The sequence below is a fragment of the Shewanella sp. MEBiC00475 genome (assembly GCF_005234075.1).
Lineage (GTDB): Bacteria > Pseudomonadota > Gammaproteobacteria > Enterobacterales > Shewanellaceae > Shewanella > Shewanella polaris.
This window is the reverse complement of the sequence record NZ_CP039928.1, coordinates 2,038,869-2,058,221: the sequence shown is the minus strand read 5'-3', so window position 1 is coordinate 2,058,221 and position 19,353 is coordinate 2,038,869. Positions and strand designations below refer to the sequence as shown.

19 protein-coding genes and 1 pseudogene are annotated in these 19,353 nt (G+C 41.6%); 9 read left to right on the top strand and 11 right to left on the bottom strand.

Features of this window, described 5'->3' with window-relative positions; all coding sequences use genetic code 11:
* Positions 1-27 precede the first annotated feature (27 nt).
* Positions 28-1,458, top strand: a complete 1,431-nt coding sequence (locus tag FCN25_RS09070) for an MFS transporter (RefSeq protein WP_175405847.1) — start codon at positions 28-30, stop codon at positions 1,456-1,458.
* Between the two features lie 298 nt (positions 1,459-1,756).
* Here FCN25_RS09070 and FCN25_RS09065 read toward each other — a convergent pair whose 3' ends face one another.
* The 4 genes from FCN25_RS09065 to FCN25_RS09055 form a co-directional block, all read right to left on the bottom strand.
* Complete coding sequence (locus FCN25_RS09065; protein WP_254693769.1) at positions 1,757-2,464, bottom strand: sulfotransferase family protein; 708 nt, start codon at positions 2,462-2,464, stop codon at positions 1,757-1,759.
* 225 nt (positions 2,465-2,689) lie between these two features.
* A complete protein-coding gene (locus FCN25_RS21110; RefSeq protein ID WP_254693745.1) occupies positions 2,690-2,968 on the bottom strand; it encodes a hypothetical protein in 279 nt (92 codons plus the stop codon).
* 133 nt (positions 2,969-3,101) lie between these two features.
* Positions 3,102-3,623, bottom strand: a complete 522-nt coding sequence (locus FCN25_RS21105) for a nucleotidyl transferase AbiEii/AbiGii toxin family protein (protein WP_254693744.1) — start codon at positions 3,621-3,623, stop codon at positions 3,102-3,104.
* 5 nt (positions 3,624-3,628) lie between these two features.
* Positions 3,629-4,240, bottom strand: a complete 612-nt coding sequence (locus tag FCN25_RS09055; protein WP_368074086.1) for a type IV toxin-antitoxin system AbiEi family antitoxin domain-containing protein — start codon at positions 4,238-4,240, stop codon at positions 3,629-3,631.
* A 395-nt stretch (positions 4,241-4,635) separates the two neighbouring features.
* Between FCN25_RS09055 and FCN25_RS21095 the strand changes: the two are divergent.
* The 3 genes and pseudogenes from FCN25_RS21095 to FCN25_RS09040 form a co-directional block, all read left to right on the top strand.
* Positions 4,636-4,854 (top strand): annotated as a pseudogene (locus FCN25_RS21095) (DUF4172 domain-containing protein); the annotation flags it as partial.
* Between the two features lie 157 nt (positions 4,855-5,011).
* Entirely contained in the window at positions 5,012-5,236 is a 225-nt protein-coding gene (locus FCN25_RS09045) for a helix-turn-helix domain-containing protein (protein WP_137223950.1), read from the top strand.
* A gap of 2 nt (positions 5,237-5,238) precedes the next feature.
* Positions 5,239-7,209 (top strand): DUF2075 domain-containing protein, encoded by a 1,971-nt coding sequence (locus FCN25_RS09040; protein WP_137223949.1) that lies wholly within the window; start codon positions 5,239-5,241, stop codon positions 7,207-7,209.
* Positions 7,210-7,511: 302 nt separating this feature from the next.
* Here FCN25_RS09040 and FCN25_RS09035 read toward each other — a convergent pair whose 3' ends face one another.
* Together FCN25_RS09035 and FCN25_RS09030 are read right to left on the bottom strand one after the other, a co-directional pair.
* A complete protein-coding gene (locus tag FCN25_RS09035) occupies positions 7,512-8,828 on the bottom strand; it encodes an anaerobic C4-dicarboxylate transporter (protein ID WP_137223948.1) in 1,317 nt (438 codons plus the stop codon).
* A gap of 856 nt (positions 8,829-9,684) precedes the next feature.
* Positions 9,685-10,548: a YicC/YloC family endoribonuclease gene (locus FCN25_RS09030; RefSeq protein ID WP_137223946.1), complete on the bottom strand. Its 864-nt coding sequence runs from the start codon at positions 10,546-10,548 to the stop codon at positions 9,685-9,687.
* A gap of 241 nt (positions 10,549-10,789) precedes the next feature.
* Here FCN25_RS09030 and rph point away from each other — a divergent pair, with 241 nt between their 5' ends.
* A complete protein-coding gene (gene rph / locus FCN25_RS09025) occupies positions 10,790-11,503 on the top strand; it encodes a ribonuclease PH (protein WP_137223944.1) in 714 nt (237 codons plus the stop codon).
* Between the two features lie 72 nt (positions 11,504-11,575).
* Positions 11,576-12,217: an orotate phosphoribosyltransferase gene (pyrE, locus tag FCN25_RS09020; protein ID WP_137223942.1), complete on the top strand. Its 642-nt coding sequence runs from the start codon at positions 11,576-11,578 to the stop codon at positions 12,215-12,217.
* Between the two features lie 104 nt (positions 12,218-12,321).
* On the opposite strand, the gene folE is transcribed toward pyrE, so the two are convergent.
* The 5 genes from folE to coaBC form a co-directional block, all read right to left on the bottom strand.
* On the bottom strand, positions 12,322-12,972 hold the full coding sequence (gene folE / locus FCN25_RS09015; RefSeq protein ID WP_137223941.1) for a GTP cyclohydrolase I FolE: 651 nt from the start codon (positions 12,970-12,972) through the stop codon (positions 12,322-12,324).
* A gap of 178 nt (positions 12,973-13,150) precedes the next feature.
* Positions 13,151-15,100 carry a S9 family peptidase gene (locus FCN25_RS09010; protein WP_137223939.1) on the bottom strand — a complete coding sequence of 650 codons (1,950 nt, stop codon included), beginning with the start codon at positions 15,098-15,100 and terminating at the stop codon, positions 13,151-13,153.
* 167 nt (positions 15,101-15,267) lie between these two features.
* A complete protein-coding gene (gene slmA / locus FCN25_RS09005) occupies positions 15,268-15,861 on the bottom strand; it encodes a nucleoid occlusion factor SlmA (protein WP_137223937.1) in 594 nt (197 codons plus the stop codon).
* A 35-nt stretch (positions 15,862-15,896) separates the two neighbouring features.
* Complete coding sequence (gene dut, locus FCN25_RS09000) at positions 15,897-16,355, bottom strand: dUTP diphosphatase (protein WP_137223935.1); 459 nt, start codon at positions 16,353-16,355, stop codon at positions 15,897-15,899.
* Positions 16,352-17,554 carry a bifunctional phosphopantothenoylcysteine decarboxylase/phosphopantothenate--cysteine ligase CoaBC gene (coaBC, locus tag FCN25_RS08995; RefSeq protein ID WP_175405846.1) on the bottom strand — a complete coding sequence of 401 codons (1,203 nt, stop codon included), beginning with the start codon at positions 17,552-17,554 and terminating at the stop codon, positions 16,352-16,354. Before coaBC ends, dut begins: the two co-directional genes overlap by 4 nt.
* A 227-nt stretch (positions 17,555-17,781) precedes the next feature.
* Here coaBC and radC point away from each other — a divergent pair, with 227 nt between their 5' ends.
* From radC to rpmG, 3 genes are all read left to right on the top strand, one after another.
* On the top strand, positions 17,782-18,459 hold the full coding sequence (radC, locus tag FCN25_RS08990; protein ID WP_137223933.1) for a DNA repair protein RadC: 678 nt from the start codon (positions 17,782-17,784) through the stop codon (positions 18,457-18,459).
* A 122-nt stretch (positions 18,460-18,581) separates the two neighbouring features.
* Complete coding sequence (gene rpmB / locus FCN25_RS08985; RefSeq protein WP_137223931.1) at positions 18,582-18,818, top strand: 50S ribosomal protein L28; 237 nt, start codon at positions 18,582-18,584, stop codon at positions 18,816-18,818.
* Between the two features lie 6 nt (positions 18,819-18,824).
* Positions 18,825-18,998 carry a 50S ribosomal protein L33 gene (rpmG, locus tag FCN25_RS08980; RefSeq protein WP_055025224.1) on the top strand — a complete coding sequence of 58 codons (174 nt, stop codon included), beginning with the start codon at positions 18,825-18,827 and terminating at the stop codon, positions 18,996-18,998.
* The last annotated feature ends 355 nt before the right edge of the window (positions 18,999-19,353 follow it).

Genomic DNA, 19,353 nt, shown 5'->3' with positions numbered 1-19,353 from the left:
TATCAATGGCGTGTATTCATACCTCTTATGGCTTTAGATTATTCATCTAGTTCCGCTAATGCTTGTTCACGCAGTCGCGATAGATTGTCGTGGCTGAGGTGTACCTTGCGCCGCAGCCAGCAAGAGGCGGTGGCGTCGTCTACCATGACTGCCACCAGTGATAACTTTTTTAATGCTTATGCCATATTCTTAGGGGCAAGCCTAGGCCAAATGGGTTGGGTGACGGGCTTACCGCAGCTGTTTGGTGCCATGACACAGCTGTTGTCTGTTTGGTTGGCGAGTCATTTTAGCCGTCGGCAGTTCATTGTCGCATGTGCGGTTTTGCAGGCCGTTGTGGTATTGGCCATGGGCGCACTTGCGGCGTTTAGACCAGATAATGCAGTGTGGATATTTATTGGCTTGGCGGTGCTATATCAAGGATTTATCAATCTCATTCAACCGCACTGGCGTGCTTGGATGGGCATGATAGTGCCGCAGCGTCGTCGTGGAGCCTTTTTTGCTTCTCGCACCCGCTTAACCATGATGGCATCGCTGAGTGTGTTCTTTGTCGGCGGTGGCATATTAACGCTAACCGACTCAGTACAAATGGCATGGTTAGGGTTTAGCTTACTGTTTTCGATTGCTGCTATGGGACGTTTTGCATCTGCTTGGTTGCTATTGCAAATGCACGACCCAGAACCGAGAGTGGCAAAAGCATCAGGGGTGTTTACTCAAACCCTATATAACTTTCGCCAAGCATGGAAAGATAGAACCTTCCGGCATTACAGTTTATTTGTGGCGGGTATGCAGTGCATGGTAGCAATTTCGGCACCGTTTTTTGCTGTGTATATGTTGGACGATCTGCAATTTAGCTATTTTGAATTCGTCCTTTCAAGCGTAGCTTCTATTTTTACTCAGTTCATCACGTTAAGATTTTGGGGCCGCTTTAGCGATTTATATGGCAATCGGTTAGTGATGATTATCACCAGCTGTTTAATTCCGAGTTTGCCATTATTATGGTTGTTCTCTGATAATTATTTATACATTCTTGCCATTCAAGCATTTGCCGGTTTTGGTTGGAGCGGCTTTACCTTAAGCACCGCTAATTATCTTTACGATATTCGCCCCTTTCGCAGTGACTTTGCCATCTATGCAGCCTTACAAGCAGGCTTAAGTGCCGGTTTTGTATTTGTTGGTGCTATGGTCGGTGGCGTAATTGCTTCATATTCTGAAGCATTTCTAATTTGGTCAGGGTTGGACGCTTGGTTAAGCAGTCCAATATTTGTGGTGTTTATTGTATCAACCTGTATGCGGTCGTTAATGGCATTGTGGTTTATTCCACGCTCGGTCGAGCCCAAAACTCGTCCAAGGCCTCAATTACTGACACTTATTTTCCGTATTCGTGGCTTTAATGCCATTTCAGGCGTTAGCTTAGACTGGCTAACCGTCGCTAAGAAAAAGCGCAATAAAGATAAATAACCTGAATTCGGGATAATAAATGCCTTTCAAACAGCCCTTTGCCTTCCTAACTGCGTTATTCTTTACACAAGAAGACTTGCAATAGACTAGCTATTGACGTGTTAATTCGCCTTGTTAGTAAAACAAATGACAAGCTTGAAAGTGAATTTTAGTTAAAGTATTGATTTTGTAAAGTCATCAACACATTCCTGATCCCGAGTTCAGGTTAAATAACCGCTACGAGATATATGAACGGTTAAAAGCTGCTACTGCCGCGCGAGTAGTGCTGTATTAAGTGGCTCATTCTAAATTTAAATCGTTACAGTCGATAATCAAAAAACTTACGTTTATCTGGGCCAGAAGCATTAGCGCTAATTTTATTTGGGTGTTTATATTCATCCCAGCTGGCCACATTGCGGCCCATGTTTAATTGTGGAAAGTTTAACGGTGGAAAGTTTAACGGTGGAAAGTTCAGTTGCGGGAGTTCGGCCGTATCAGGAGCCGCTATATCAATAAACTGCAGCAACGTAGCAAGGCTACCAGCAATGCTGATATCAATGGTTATAAAGTCATCTCGCCCTGCAAAATAGCTCAACACTTGCTGCTGGTGGCGTTGATAACAAGCCGTTAAATGGTCGTCATCAAACACATCTTCAACCTGCCATATATCAAAGCAATGATTAAAGCTGCGTTTCATTATTGGATGAAAGCGACCATTGTCTTTATCTAAATGTACTAACATTTTGCTCAATAGCATTTGCATCGACGGCAACCACTTATCTAGCGGCCTATCTAAATACACAAACTTGGCGTTGGGAAATAACGTATCTAATTGTTGGTAATCACTAAAGCACGGCGCATCAGATACCGCATCGGCCAACATAAATGCCTGTTTAGTAAAGGCCTGATGGGCAACCGTTAATCCTTGCTCAAGCAAGGCCACACTCACACTGGTAGTGCCGGTACGCGGCAGGCCAATAATAAACACTTTATTAGCCACCTTGTTCGTCAAAGTGGGTTTAGGCATATCGGCTTGTGGCGTTGTTGATAGTTCAGTCGGCTTGGGTGTCATTAATTACAGTCGCATTGAGTTATAAAAATTGAAGGTTATTGAATCAATAAATGATTATACCGAAATGCCAGCCAAGGTGTTATCGAGCTTGCTAGTAGGAGCCATGAGGCAATTAACCATGTTATTCGCCTCATTTGGTGAGGCGAATAAATTGCTATTTTCACAAATTGAATGCTTAAATTAAACTGGAGTTGCGGGCTTGGCAGCAAGCACTCTTTTAAGCCGGTCATAAGCAAATGCATGCTTATCTGGAGGCATCTTAGTTAAATTTTGCTGCTTCCAAAGTATGGCGGGTAATTGTTCAACACCGGAAAGTCCAAGCAATGACCAGCTGGGTGATCGGTTTTTGAATGACAATAAAAATGTTCGTTCTTCTCGTGTTAGCGAGATGTTTATTATTTTCACTAATTGTTCCCGTGCTGCCTCAAGCTCTGTCTGTGGGATATCGTATTCAGCCATGTTAATAAATTCACCTCGATACACATCTGAGATGTCTTTAAAATGAGGATTTAGTAGTTCGGCGATTGGACGAGGGTGACTGATAATATATACCAGTAGTGCTTTACGTAGTTCATCGGTAAGTCCCTCGTTATCAAGTAATTGCCTTTATGTCGAAAAGATCTCTTGGATGTTGGCGATCGAGCGCTGCACAAATCTTACCCGCATACAGATCGGCAAAACTCACAACTACCATTTCAGCAAAACCAAATTCATCTTCAACAGCTTCATTTACAGAAATGAGTTTTGACTCGTAAACCGTCCCACGTAGAACTGGAGAAAGCTCTATTTTAATTTGAACACCATTTCGTTCTACTAATAGACGTAGCGCATCAATTTTATCTTGGTATGAACGAATAACGCGGGTGTTATCGATGCTGTTTATGATGGATGAAGCCAATGTAGCTAAGTTCTCTTTAATTGTCAGTAAGGCTTGTTGCCTTGCCATCATGGGCAGGAATACCAGATCAATATCAACGGAAAGCCTTGGAAAGTCACGAACAAACAAATTGATTGCAGTCCCTCCTTTAAGAGCAAAACAATCGTGCTGGGCAACAAAGGGAATAACTTGTAGTAACAGTTGGACCTGTCGATAATAATGGCTTTTTCTATCCATCTTGGTTACATCTCCTTGGGTATAGTGATTTGCCAAGTTGGCTCTAGTTTGCCGTTTTGTGCGATAAGTCGCTTGCCTGTGCCTAGGTCATATTGTTCAGGTGTCAGATACTTAAGCCAGGCATGTTGTTGTCTATTTGCCAGCCAAAGAAACAGCCGTTTAATTTTGATGCTGCAGCAGGCTTTAAGTAAGACATCCAACTTACGTGGTGAAAGATTGCTCAACCCCTGCATAATTTGATCCGCGTGTTCAAAGCTAGTGTGTTGGGGCACTGTTGTTAAGAGCTCAAGAATCGCTTTTTCTGGACAAGAATAAAAAAGCGGAGGGAGTGATTCTCTCCACGTGTTTTGTCGTAGATATTGACTATTGTGCATCAGTGTTTCTGGCCATATACGTTTTGTGCCATGCCATTCAAACTCTGCTGAAATATCGATTCTGTCCAGCCAGCGAGGTAATGCGGAATTAGAATAAAGCTGTATTTTAGGTTTATCGCCGATAGACACATAATGCCCCAAACCCTCAAGCTCTAACGCTGTTAAGCCTCCCACATGAATAGGACTATCTGACATACGTTGTACAGAAGCAACAAGACCTTTCCAGGAGAGATTTGCCTCCAGTCTTACATAAACCCAGCGGTGAGGGGAATTAAAGTTCGGCTACGTACAGCATTGTCCAGAAAGTGCAGGCTGAGCCCTTGTGCTTCAAGCCATGGTTTTGTGGCTACCATATCCAAAGGCAGTGCATTCTGTAGTTGTGTTCTGGCTTTAGTATTCAGCATGTTCGACTATCGCATCTGGTTTGATTAGGCTTAAATATACGTTGATTATTGACGTATTTTGTTCATTATTCAAACTTTATTATCTATAAAAGTTTAAACTTTGTCATTTACACGTTAATCATTGCCGTAAAAGTTTAGTTTTTCAAACTAAGTTTTTTTACTTTTCAACGTTAGTTTAGAGCTCGTAAGATGTGGTGATACAGATAAATCAGTCAGCTTAGATGTCATTAACTTGCTATTAATAGCATTGAACAAACCATCACGAAAACCCAATTCTGGCTTTGTGTCGATCGACGCTTACTCACTCAGGCGTTAACAACAGAACAAGTTAAGGTTCTTAACCGGCTGCTGGATGGTGATTTTAGTGATGGGATCAGCAGTAGCCAATATCAAAAAGTGGTTAAAGTCAGCCGCGCAACCGCAACCCGCCATTTAGCTCAACTAGTTGAATAACAATGTTTGGTTAAAACCGGTGCGGGCGGAAGAAGCACAAGGTATGTGTTGGTGTTGTGAATTTAATATCATAACAATCTTAATATGTGACTCATAGTCCGTAGACTCATTGTCTACATGTTCGCATCATCATGAAAACCTTTTTTTAGGATTTTTCATGGAAGATTTGATACTAGTTTCATTTGGTGCCTACTTTAAAAAATTACGGCTTTCAAAGGGATTATCACAAGAACAACTTGCGCTAAAAGCTGATTTAGATCGGACGTATATCAGTGGAATCGAAAGAGGGAAAAGAAATGTTAGTTTGATCAATATTGTCAAGTTAGCAGAAGCTTTGGGGTTACCTCCTAAGCAACTTCTTGACTTTAAGTTCAAGGAATAAATATGTCTAACAGAGCATTTTATTCCGCTACCCTCGAGCAGTTTTTAGTTGCTAACGCCTTGTCTATAAGTGGTGAAATATCCGCGGCTCATACTCAGCAACTACAACATCAGCAATCTAGAGCTTGGGGGGCTGAAATAGATATACTCAAAAGAGAACTCAAATTATGTGATGCTAATAATACACATATCTTTTTTGAGTTTATGATCCCGAGAATGGGACGACGTGCTGATGTTGTTCTCGTGGTGAAAGGCGTCATCTTTGTTATCGAATTCAAAGTTGGTGCACAACAAATTAATCATGCCGATTTAAGGCAAGCTCATGGCTATGCACTCGATCTAAAAAACTTTCATAGTGGCAGTCATGATAAGTTTATCGTACCCATTTTAATTGCTACGGATTTAGCTAAATCAACAAAGCAGAAAGAATTATTCAAATTAGACTTTGCATTTGATAGCGTGGCTTCTCCGATTGCTATTCATTCAGGTCAGATACTTAACGCAATTAATCAAATTACAACATCTTTAAAGCAAGTTGCGATTGATGCTAATCAATGGGCAGCATCTGGTTACTTACCGACTCCAACAATCATCGAAGCTGCACAAGCTCTTTATGCTCAACATAACGTTGAGGATATTGCTAAAAGTGAAGCGGATACTCAAAATATCGGCCAAACAAGCAAACAACTATTGCAGCTAATACACGACGCCCGTGAAAGAAAACGCAAAGTGATTTGTTTTGTCACCGGCGTCCCAGGTGCTGGCAAAACACTCGTTGGATTGAACATCGCGAGCACTCATTCTAATCCAAAAGAGAAAGAGTACTCAGTATTCTTGAGTGGTAATGGTCCTTTAGTTTCGGTGTTACAAGAGGCCTTAGCACGTGATCGAAAAGTAAGAACTGGAGATACACTGGCATCTTGTAGACGAGAGACAGAACAGTTTATTCAAAATATCCATAAGTTTAGGGACGATTCTTTATTGGGTGGTGTTCCGCCTGAGCAGGTCGCAATATTCGATGAGGCACAAAGAGCTTGGAATAAAGAGCAAACTAGTAAGTTCATGCAAACAAAGCGTAACCAAGTAGGATTTAATAAATCTGAGCCTGAATACCTAATAGAAGTTATGGACCGTCACGAAGATTGGGCCGTAATTATTGCGCTGATTGGTGGAGGACAAGAAATTAATACCGGAGAGGTGGGGTTGTTAGGTTGGCTTAATGCACTAGACGAAAAATTTAGTCATTGGGATGCTTATTACTCTGCAGATTTACTAACTGGGGAATATGTTGCATCAGATTTAACCGCTAGCAATTTATCAAAAGGAACAGTCTTACCGTGTTTGCATTTAGCAACTTCGATGCGGTCATTCAGGGCGGAAAAACTATCAAGCTTTGTTCATTATTTGATTAATGGTGATAGCGGATTAGCCCGTGAATTATTTACTACGTTCTCGCACTTATATCCTATTAAAGTGACTCGAGATTTAGACGCTGCAAAGAAGTGGATAAAATCGCAGAGTCGAGCTACTGAAAGTCTCGGTATGCTTGCTTCATCCAATGCGATACGTTTAAAAGCGGAAGGTATTTTTGTAAAAAACAAAATTGAGCCTAAAGATTGGTTTTTAGGTCCGCCGGAGGATATTCGTTCATCTCATTTCTTGGAAGATATTGCGACCGAGTTTGATGTTCAGGGCTTAGAGCTAGATTGGTGTTTAGTTGCTTGGGACGGTGATTTCCGATTTAAATCTACAGGGAAAGAACATTGGCGATTTCGCGGGAGTAAATGGGAAAAGCGCCAACAAGAACAAACTCAAATTTATTTAGAGAATGCTTACCGAGTTCTTCTGACTAGATCGAGGCAAGGGATGGTTATTTTTGTTCCTAGTGGAGATGACTCTGATAAAACAAGGCTGTCTGAGTTTTATGATGACACTTTCGATTTCCTACAACGTTGTGGTATTACCATTATTTAGGATTATTTGATCCCTCTAAAGCTAACCATATTGGCACCTGCTGCTGTTGAAAACAGGATGTTTTCGTCAAGCCCCATGGATGGGTTTACGGCGTGTTGCAGAGGACCATATGGTGGGCGGATTAACGAATAAACCTACCGTTAACTCGCAAGATAATCTTAGTTTTATAGGTCTTAGAACTTGGCTTCTCAATAATTAAAAACAAAAATGGCAGCCACTGTGGCTGCCATTTTTATGGTTGCTAGTGAGTCACTAGCGGTTTATCGCTTTATTCAAAGCTCAAATCAAAACATAAGTTGAGATTAGTTAATTGCCATTGATATGAAGTAACCAACAACAGTTGCAGTACCTACACCGATAAATCCAGGAATAATAAAGCTGTGGTTAAGTACATATTTACCAATATGAGTTGTGCCAGTTCTATCAAAACTAATCGCCGCTAAATCGCTTGGGTAGAATGGGAAGAAGAAGTAGGCATAACACGCTGGTAGTACACCGATTAATACTGGTGCTGGGATCCCTAATGAATACCCTAATGGCAACATAATGGTTAATACCGCAGCCTGACTTTTTAAGAATATTGATGACACAAACATCGCGATAGCGAATGTCCATGGATAAACACTCACAAGGTCACTTACGGCAGCAATCAAAAAGCTTTTGTGGTGAGTAATAATGGTGTCACTCATCCACGCAATACCGAAAATAATAATGACCGCGGTCATACCGGCTGTAAACACATTACTGGTGACAATTTTTTTCGGTGAAACGTTAGTGGCTAACAATATCAAACCACCGACGGTCAACATCATAAACTGAATCGCGACCGACATTTTCACGCCAGCAGGCAGAACTTGCTTACTAAACATCGCTACCATGATAACGGCAAAAATACCGAGTAAGAATATGATTAAGCCTTTCTTCGCCGTAGACTTCGCTTCTGGTGTTTGAACCTTGTCAGCTGCTGGGTCTGTTAATGCTTCGCGGAACTCTGTATCAATAAGGCGCGCCTGAAAATCTTCATCTTTATCTAAATCTTTACCGCGCTTTAAGCTCCAAGTACACGCCACTAGCAAACCTGTTAAGGTAGCTGGGATGGTCACCATTAGTACATCAAGTAAGTTAATATCAAGATTGTTATCAACAGCGGTTGCTAGTACTACTGCGGCTGCAGCGGCAATTGGACTGGCTGTAATACCCATTTGCGAAGCAACAGTTGCCATTGCCAATGGACGCTCTGGACGGATACCTTTTTTGTACGATACATCGTAAATAACAGGAAGTAGTGGATAAACAGAATGGCCTGTACCAACTAATACCGTTAACGTATAAGTACAAAGAGGGCCTAAAAAGACAATATGTTCAGGATGTTTGCGTAACAGTTTTTCGGCAAACTTTACTAACAGCGTTAAACCACCAGTGGCTTCTAATGTCGCAGAGGCAGCTACAACCGCTAGAATAATTAACATTACACTGACAGGTGGTGTACCTGGCGCGATGCCAAATACGAAAGCGAGTACCGAAACTCCTAACCCACCGAGTAAACCAAAGGCGACACCGCCATGGCGTATACCTACAAATATCACCGCTAATAACAGCAGCATGTGTACATAAAACATAGTATTTCTCCCAATGGATTTAGGTATTATTTTCAGGACTTAGCCATTGAAAGATATATCACAATGTATTTTTGGTTAGTGACTCAATTCAAGCTATTGAGTGACATATTCTTTTAATGTTAAAAATGTGAACAATATGACAAACCATCACGTTTTCTCATGTTCACGTGTTCACTAGGTTGTTGAATTACGTACTTAACGGGTTCATGTTATTCGAGTTAGTAGAAACTAACCGCAATAGAATAGTGTTGATTAAATAAAACAGTGCATGCAGTCGTTGTGTTAAATCAGCTAAATATTAAATGGAGGGCTGTTACATTTGATAAGTCAGATAACTCATTTACTTGCGCATTACGTACTGTATTGAATGCGGTAAACGAATTAAAACACGAGGATAACTCGCCATTGTAGGTCGAATTTTATATTAGAGTACATCTCGCTGGTTATGATAGGTCTCTATAATTAACAGCAAGAGGAAGTTGTTATGTGAGTGTTTTACACGTTAAAGCGTGTAAGTTGTATTTTTACGGCTATAGCGTGTAAGGGTACGTTGCACAAATCTTCCCTATACACTTTATTCAAACCGCCAAGGCGGTGGGTTTTGATGCCGATACTATGAATACTATTTTGCTTGAAACAGTTAATCAGATTGACGCGGTGATAAAGACAGTAATAGCACAAATACCGCATGATTTTCCTATTTATATACGGGATTCAATATTAGATGGATTGACTGAAAGCGCTAAGCGGATTACCCCAGAAAGCGTGATACAAACTAAGATGTAATCCACTCGCTCAGACAAACAATTAAGCCCAGCAATGCTGGGCTTAATATTACTAGGTCCAAACTTAAATCTTATTCAACGTTTTGGATCTGCTCGCGCATTTGCTCAATTAATACTTTTAATTCTACCGCTGCTGAAGTGATTTCTGCACTGATTGATTTTGAGGCTAAAGTATTTGATTCGCGGTTAAACTCTTGCATCATAAAGTCTAAGCGGCGGCCTTCGCTGCCACCTTTTTTAAGAATACGACGAGCTTCTACTACGTGGGCTTCAAGACGGTCCATTTCTTCGGCGACATCTTGTTTTTGCGCCAGTAATACCATTTCTTGTTCAATACGAGCAGGATCTAACTCGCCTGCAATGTCTGCTAAGCGGTTAGTGAGTTTTTCACGTTGGTACTTCATTACGGTTGGCATGTGCTCACGAACAATGTTCACTTGTTCCATTACGCCGTCTAAGCGAGTCAGTAGCATGTCTTTAATGGCCTCACCTTCACGTCCACGGGCTTCGATAAATTGATCGATAGCACTGTCGAACGCTGTCATTAGCTCTGCGCCAATGCTGTCCATGTCTTGTTCGGCTGAGGCTAGCACGCCAGGCCAGCGTAATACGTCTGTTAGGCTGAGTTCGCCTTGACCTGCTTCTTGCTTTAACCAGTTGGCCGCATTAAGCAATTGTTTGGCTAGGTCTTGGTTTAGTTGTAATTCGTTGCTGCTGTTATCGGCGAGTTCATAACGCAAGTTCACTTCTACTTTTCCACGGTTAAGGCGTTTACGTAGACGATCGCGTAAGACAGGTTCAAAGCTGCGGAACTGCTCAGGTAGGCGCAGGTAGGTTTCTAGGTAGCGCTGGTTAACTGAACGGATTTCCCATGAGGCGGTGCCCCATTGTGCTTTGTGCTCGATACGAGCGTAGGCTGTCATGCTTTGGATCATGAAGTGTCCTATTATATTATTTCGCGAATGTGGGTTGATTATAGCTGTTTTAGGTGGTCAGATTAAAGGATTTGTCGATAGAATTATTGCTTATCTTGGCCTATATCAATTACATCGAGTGTTGAAGCACAACTGTTTAAGCAACAGATAGAGAATAGCGTGGGTTTGTCGTGGCATCTCACGGCATGAAGCTCTATAATATGCGCTCAAATATGATCTAAAATCGACTACAGGACTTTTCATGCGCCCAAGTAACCGTACACCAGCTCAAACTCGCCCTATCACTATTACGCGTTCTTTTACTGCACATGCTGAAGGCTCTGTTTTAGTTGAGTTTGGCGACACAAAAGTATTATGTACTGCCAGTTTCACCGAAGGCGTACCGCGTTTTCTTAAAGGTCAGGGCCAAGGTTGGGTCACTGCTGAATATGGTATGTTACCGCGTTCAACCCATAGCCGTATGGACCGTGAAGCGGCTCGTGGTAAGCAGTCTGGCCGTACCCAAGAAATTCAACGTTTAATTGGCCGTGCATTACGTGCCGCTGTAGACATGAAATTGTTAGGTGAAAACACCATCGTTATCGATTGTGATGTGATTCAAGCTGATGGCGGTACACGTACTGCTGCTATTACTGGTGCTTGTGTAGCATTGGTTGACGCACTTAATTGGGCTCGTGGTAAAGGCATTATTAAAGCTAACCCACTTAAGTTTTTAATTGCCGCAGTAAGCGTTGGTATTTTTGATGGCGAAGCGATCAGTGATTTAGAATACATTGAAGACAGTGCTGCAGAAACAGACATGAACGTAGTGATGACTGAAACCGGTAAAATTATTGAAATTCAAGGTACTGCAGAAGGCGAACCCTTTAGCCATGAAGAGTTACTTGAGTTGTTAGTGTTAGCTAAAAACAGTATTCGCGAAATTGTCGATGTACAGAAAGCCGCATTAAGTTAATATGCTGTTGAAAAATTAGGACCGATTACGGTCCTTTTTTTTAAGCTAAATTTTGATTATAGAGGAATAACCGTGAAAGCCTATCAACGCGAATTTATCGAGTTTGCCTTAGCCCGCCAAGTATTACGTTTTGGTGAGTTTACCCTTAAATCTGGCCGTACGAGTCCGTACTTCTTTAATGCTGGATTATTTAATACCGGTAAAGACTTAGCGCGTTTAGGTCGCTTTTACGCTGCGGCATTAATGGATTCGGGTATTGAGTTCGATTTATTGTTTGGTCCGGCGTATAAAGGCATTCCGATTGCGACAACCACAGCCGTTGCTTTGTGCGATCATCACGATGTAGACATTCCATACTGTTTTAACCGCAAAGAAGCCAAAACTCACGGTGAAGGTGGCAGTTTGGTGGGCAGCGAGCTAAAAGGCAAAGTTATGCTGGTGGACGATGTGATCACCGCCGGTACGGCTATTCGTGAATCGATGGAAATCATTAATGCTCACAATGCTCAGCTTGCAGGCGTGTTGATTGCATTAGATCGCCAAGAAAAAGGCAAGGGTGAGTTGTCGGCGATTCAAGAAGTTGAACGTGATTTTGGTTGTCAGATTGTGTCGATTATTAAGTTGGCCGATTTAATTAATTATCTGTCTGAAAAGCCGGGTATGGAAGCAGAGTTAGCATCCGTTAGTGCTTATCGTGAGCAATACGGGATTTAATATTTTATATTATTTTTCTTATTAATCATTATCAACAAAAAAGCAGCCTCTAGATTATTAAATTAGAGGCTGCTTTTTTTATTGGCTTGCGCGATGATTCAAACCTATTTTACAAGATGTAAAAACTCAGCGCGGGTTGCAGGGTTTGATTTAAAAATACCGCCCAATGCAGTGGTGGTAGTCGAGCTGGTTGAGTCCATCACGCCGCGGGATTTAACGCAGTAATGCACCGCATCCATTTTTACCGCTACGTCTTTGGTTTCTAATAAGGTTTGCAGTGCCACTAACACTTGTTGGGTTAGGCGCTCTTGTACTTGTGGACGTTGGGCAAAAAATCGCACGATTCGGTTTATTTTCGATAGACCGATAATTTTTGTGCGGGGTAAATAAGCGACAGTCGCGAATCCATCAATGGTTACTAAGTGATGTTCGCAGGTGCTGGTAAGACTGATGTCTTGTACACGCACCATTTCATCAACGCCCATTTTATTTTCGATAACAGTGATTTTAGGGAAGTTTTCGTAATCAAGCCCCGAGAAAATCTCATCAACATACATTTTTGCAATGCGGCGTGGAGTATCAGCCAAGCTGTCGTCGCTTAGATCGAGTGACATAAGGGTCAAAATTTCACGCATGTGATGTTCAATTTTGACTTTACGTTCTTCAGGCGTGAACGTTTTAGGCAGCATTGGGGTTTCAAGACCGAGATCTTTTAGTGCGGCTTGTACTTTTATTGCGGCTTCACTGAGTGCCATAAATCCTCCAACTACTCGACATTACTGTTTGTGTTAGCGTACGTTAAAACCCACTTTGGCGACCGCTAAGGGACGAGGAGAATAGCGCGATTTGCTGTAAATTAATACTGCAGGTAACAAAAAAGCCGACCCCTTTAGTCGGGTATCGGCTTTTTGTGTGTAAACGTTTAAGTGATAACTACTTTACGTTTAAGTTCTCTTTGATAAATGTGAGCATGATATCGTAATACTTAGCCCGATTTTCTGCGTTAAAGAAACCATGGCCTTCTTTTGTCCAAATCTGTTTTTGAAATGGATAGTTAGCTTGTTCTAAGGCTTTTTCCATTGCTTCAAACTGTTCGATTGGCGCACGTTCGTCTTCTTCGCCATGAATTAATAGCACTTTAGCTTTAAGTTTGTTGACGTTATGTGTTGGTGACATTGCACGTAGTTGTTGGATATCTGTACCCAATACGTCTTTTAGGTATGCCTCACCACCATAAGAGTCTGGTACATCGCCCGTTTTATACATTTGCTCTAAATCATAAACACCGGCAACACCAACGGCACATTTAAACATGTCTGGCGCTAACATCGGGCTCATCAATGCTGAGTATCCGCCAAAGCTGCCACCAGAAATACATACTCTGTCTTTGTCGGCATAACCTTGATCGATGACATATTGAGTTGCGTCGATAATATCGTATTGAATTTTGCTGCCCCAAGCGAGGTAACCAGACTCTTCAAACGCTTTACCATATCCACCAGAACCACGGAAGTTAACTTGTAACACGGCGATGCCATTTTGGGCTAATAGTTGGTTTTCTGGATTAAATACCCATAAGTCGCGAGGGCCATGTGGTCCACCATGTGGATTAACCACGAGAGGCATATTTTTATGCTCTTTAAGGCCGCTAGGTAGGGTTAAATAGCCATGAATAGTGACGCCATCACGGTTAGTAAAACTAATTGGACGCACTTCTGACATTTCACTAGGATCTAGCGCAGCATTTTCAGCAAACAAGAATTTTAATTTGAGTTCTTTGCGGTTAAATAAATAGTAGTCACCAGAGTTTTTGTCGTTCATCGCAACAACGATAAGTGTATTGCCGTCGATGGTTTCGCTGACAATACGAATACGGTGATCTGGAATAGCAGCCATTAGCTGTTGTAATGCTTTGGCTTTAGCACTTTCTGTGTCTACAAAACGATACTCAGGATATCCGTTTTCGAACTCTACTGCGTAAAGGGCGTTTGTTTGATCGCTTACCCATGTTTTGAATGGGTCGACAACATCATGTTGGATGATTTTTTTATGTTTAGCTGTTGCCAGTTCGACTTCGTAAATAGCCCTAGTAGCACCTTCACCATTAGCTATAGCATAAATTGATTTGTTGTCTTCTGTGAACGAAATAGGGTAGAAATCGGTTAGTCCGCCTTTAATTCTTTCTGCATCAACCCATTCACCATTCTCATAGTAGAACAGTTGATCATCGTTTTTCTTATCTCTTGCAAAACTAAAGCGAACGTCTTCTTTATTATCAACAAGGAAACCTGCATTTGCGATAGGTGAAGTGGTAAGGCGTTTGCGTTTGCCTGAATAAACATCAACGCGATAAACTTCTGTATATGCGTAATTTTGCTTATTCCAAGGATAAGCCATCACAAGGATATCATCTGCACTATTCTGTAAAGTATCGAGTACGAATGCACTAGCTTGAATGCCACCATTACTTTTTATTTTTGTACTTGCAGATGTATCACTGTTGTAACCAAACAAGTATTTAGATTTGCTACCATCATAATTTACAGCCAGTAACTCACCATAATAATCTGACATTTCACGCTGGGCGTGCTTATAGAGTTTTTGTAATACAATCCGTTCATCATTGACCCAATAATAGCGGCCCACTTCTTCATCACCATTGAATTTGACAGCATAAGTCGGTTTCATCGTTTTGAGATTGAGAATTAGTAAAGTGCGCTTTTCATCTTCAATCAAAATAACGCCGAGGTGTTTACCGTCGGGTGAAATTTTAACTTCAGAAAACTCTGAATCGGCACTGAAGTCTTTGATTTGAGGAGTCGCAAAGGTTTGAGAGGTTAATAGAATAAGCAAACAAAAAGTAAGATATAAAATACGCAGCATGACTACAGTCCGTGTAATAAATGTTAAAAATGTAACGGCATTGTATTTTATCTGGGTTTTATGAGCAACAGTTGCAGGTTAATTATTCAGTTGAATTAAGCAGATATGGTCTTTAGATGATGTAAGATGTAGGGCCATATGGCAATTGTCATACAGCCCTAAATAATTTAGCTTCTTAGCAATTGTTGCTGAATAAATGTCCATTGCTCATCAAAGTGTAGTGTTGGCTTTTGTTTGAATTCGCTACGAACAAATTGTGAAATACGCCCTTCGACAAAGGCCAACAATAGGTTGGCTAGTATGGCTTCGTCGATGTTAAAGCCTACACCTTCACGTAAGGTCTTTTCACGTAGGATTTGTTTTATTTGAGTTTCAATTTTGGCAAATAATGCGTCAATACGACTACGTAAACGTTCATTTTCACCCAGTAATGCATCGCCATTTAATACTCTGGAAATACCTGGATTACGTTCAGAAAATACCAGTAATAACTGCAGCACTAACTGACAGCGGGCCATGGTGTCTTTTTCTTCATCCATGATGAGGTTTAAGCGCGATAATATCGCATCTTCAATAAATTCGATTAAGCCTTCGAACATCCGCGCTTTACTTGGGAAATGACGGTATAGCGCGGCTTCTGATACACCAACTTCAGCGGCAAGCTTTGCGGTGGTAATGCGTTGACCAGGACTGGTTTCAAGCATTTGTGCCAAGCATTGTAAAATATGCTCGCGGCGATTTATTTTAGGGCTTTCAGCCATTATGTGTTCCTTGGCTCAGTGACTACTTGAAAAGGTTATTTGGTTCCTGAGTGACCAAATCCGCCTTCTCCACGATCTGAGCTTTTAAACTCATCCACTAGGGTAAATGTTGCCTGTACAACGGGTACAAACATCAATTGGGCTAAACGATCGCCTATTTCGAGTGTGAATGGCTTATCACTTCGGTTCCAACATGACACCATTAACGGTCCTTGGTAATCGGAGTCAATTAAACCCACTAAGTTACCCAGTACGATGCCATGCTTATGACCCATACCTGAGCGCGGTAAAATCACCGCTGCAAGGCTTGGGTCGGCTACATGAACAGCTATGCCTGTTGGAATTAATACGGTTTGGCCTGGTTCAATGACCATGGTGGTGTCGGTCATAGCACGTAAGTCCATGCCTGCACTACCTGGGGTAGCATAAGCTGGCAATGGAAATTCACTGCCAATACGCGAGTCGAGAATTTTTAGTTCAATGGGTGTTTTCATGATTTTTTTAGTTGTTGTTCTATCAATGTGAGTAATTGGCGCGCCAGAGTCAGTTTATCTGTTGCGGGCAGTTGTTGGCTGCCATCTTGCCAAAAAACCTGTAATGCATTGCTATCGGCATTAAAGCCTAAGCCTTGAATAGAGACATCGTTCGCGGCGATCATATCAAGCTTTTTACGTTGCAGTTTACCGCGAGCGTATTGCTCTACATCGTTAGTTTCAGCAGCAAAACCGACAGTGAAAGGTCGGATAGTGTGCTGGGCTACCGCGGCTAAGATATCAGGATTACGCACTAGTGCAAGCTGCATTTGTTCCGCTGACTTTTTGATTTTTTGCTGGGCAACATCGGCAATTCGATAATCTGCGACTGCGGCGCAGCCAATAAAAATATCATGTTGTTCAACCTGTCCCATCACTGCGTCGAGCATTTGTTGTGCTGAATCAACATCAATACGGGTGACGCCAGCCGGTGTGACTAAATTAACTGGGCCAGACACTAATGTTACCTTGGCACCCATTTCTGCCGCTGCTTGGGCTAAAGAAAAGCCCATTTTCCCCGAACTGTGATTAGAAATATAACGCACAGGATCTATGGCTTCGCGCGTTGGGCCTGCTGTAATCAGGACTTGATGACCTTGCAAGGTTTTAGGACCAAAAAATTGTACTAGTTGCTCGGCAATGGCGACAGGTTCTTGCATACGCCCAGGACCAACTTCGCCACAGGCTTGGCTACCTGAGGCTGGCTGCCAAATAGTGAGACCTTTGCGAGCTAAATTAGCCATGTTTTCTTGGGTGGCGATGTTTTGGTACATTTGTTGATTCATCGCAGGACAGACAATGACGGGAGCGCTGGTTGCTAAACACGTTGTTGTTAATAAGTCATCTGCCATACCTGCATTGATACGCGCCATTAAGTTAGCCGTAGCAGGTGCGAGTAGAACAACGTCAGCCCAGCGTGCTAGCTCAATATGACCCATAGCAGCTTCTGCAGCTGGATCGAGCATATCAGAGGCTACAGGATGGCCTGAGAGCGCTTGTATGGTGAGTGGAGTAATAAACTCCATGGCGCTTTGAGTCATAATGACGCGCACATCAGCACCGCGCTCTTTTAAACGGCGGATTAGGTCCGCACTTTTGTATGCGGCAATGCCGCCTGCAATTCCAAGTAATACTTTTTTATTTGTCAGCATGATGCACATTATCCGACTCAAATATAATTGCGGCTAACAATATCACAAACTTGTGACAAGTTGCGTCGATCCAATCTCAAAAATATCGACCATACTGTGTAATCAATTCGAACTCTGTTTTTGAAAAAGGCAACAACCCGTTAATGGTCAAGTGGTAGCTCATCCGGTGTTGTATTTGTTAATAGAGCCGATTTAATGCGTGTATTTTCGTTTCACATTGAATATAAGGGACATTCATGGGGATTAAAGATTGGCCACAAGGAGAAGGGCCGCGAGAAAAGTTATTGCTTAAAGGTGCTGGGCATCTTTCCGATGCTGAATTACTCGCTGTGTTACTTCGCAATGGTTTAGCAGGGCAAAATGCGGTGGATTTGGCCCGAGAGATGATAAATCAGTTTGGCGGTTTGCGTAGTTTACTTACCGCATCGAAAACCCAAGTATGCAAATTAGCCGGTGTTGGACCGGTAAAATATGCTCAATTACAAGCCGCAGCCGAAATTTCTAAGCGAATAGCTCATGAAAATCTACAAAGAGGGCAAATTTTGACAAATCCTGATTTAACTCGGGACTATTTAATGAGACAATTAGCTGACCGATCCTATGAAGTGTTCGCCTTACTATTGTTGGATACCCAACATAGAGTCATTCAATTTGTAGAATTATTTCGTGGCACCATCGATTCCGCTTCTGTTTATCCTCGCGAGGTAGTTAGCCTTGTTTTGGAGAAAAAAGCCGCTGCGGTGATAGTGTGTCACAATCATCCGTCTGGCATTGCAGAGCCAAGTCAGGCTGATCGGCGAATAACTGAGCGAATAAAAAATGCATTGGCAACCATAGATGTTTCTTTGTTAGATCATATGGTTGTAGGTGATCAGGAGATAGTCTCCTTTGCCGAGCGAGGATGGATTGTATAAACACTGCTTGATCTTCTATGGTCAATCGTGTATAAAATGCGCCCTCTTTGTGCCTCGGGCGACGGCCATACGAGGCACATTAATGCTCGAGCGTTAAAAATTTGTTTTTGGAGAAGATTGACATGTCAAGAGTATGCCAAGTAACTGGCAAGAAGCCAATGGTTGGTAACAACCGTTCGCACGCTAAAAATTCGACTCGTCGTCGTTTTTTACCTAACCTACAAAACCACCGTTTTTGGTTAGAAGAAGAAAAACGCTTCGTACAACTACGCGTATCTACTAAAGGTATACGTATTATCGATAAGAAAGGTATTGAAGTTGTTGTTGCTGAACTTCGTGCCCGTGGCGAGAAGGTATAATAGAAAATGGCTAAATCTAAAGGTAATCGTGAGAAGATCAAATTAGTATCTAGTGCTAAAACTGGTCACTTCTACACTACTGAAAAGAACAAGCGTAACATGCCTGAGAAAATGGAAATCAAGAAATTTGATCCAGTTATTCGTCAGCACGTTATCTATAAAGAAGCTAAAATCAAGTAATTGATTTTTGACTCTTAAAAAAGCCCCTTAATTGGGGCTTTTTTTATGCCTGTTTAAAAGTAGTCTATACTGAATAGAATGATTAATATGTTTGTGAAGTTGTATTCTAACTAATTGAATCATAAATATGTTCAGTTAGTTTACTCATGCAGTACCGCATTAATCTGATGGTATTTTAATAGACATTATTTTCGTATTGTTAACGTGTAATAATGTTTACATATTGCTGAGTATGTGTGATTTTTGTGTAATGCAAATATTATAAATAAATACGTAAAATATGATTAAGTGCTAAATCGAGCTAACTTTTTGGCTGTAATGATTTTTTAATATAAAAATGAGATAATTTATTTCA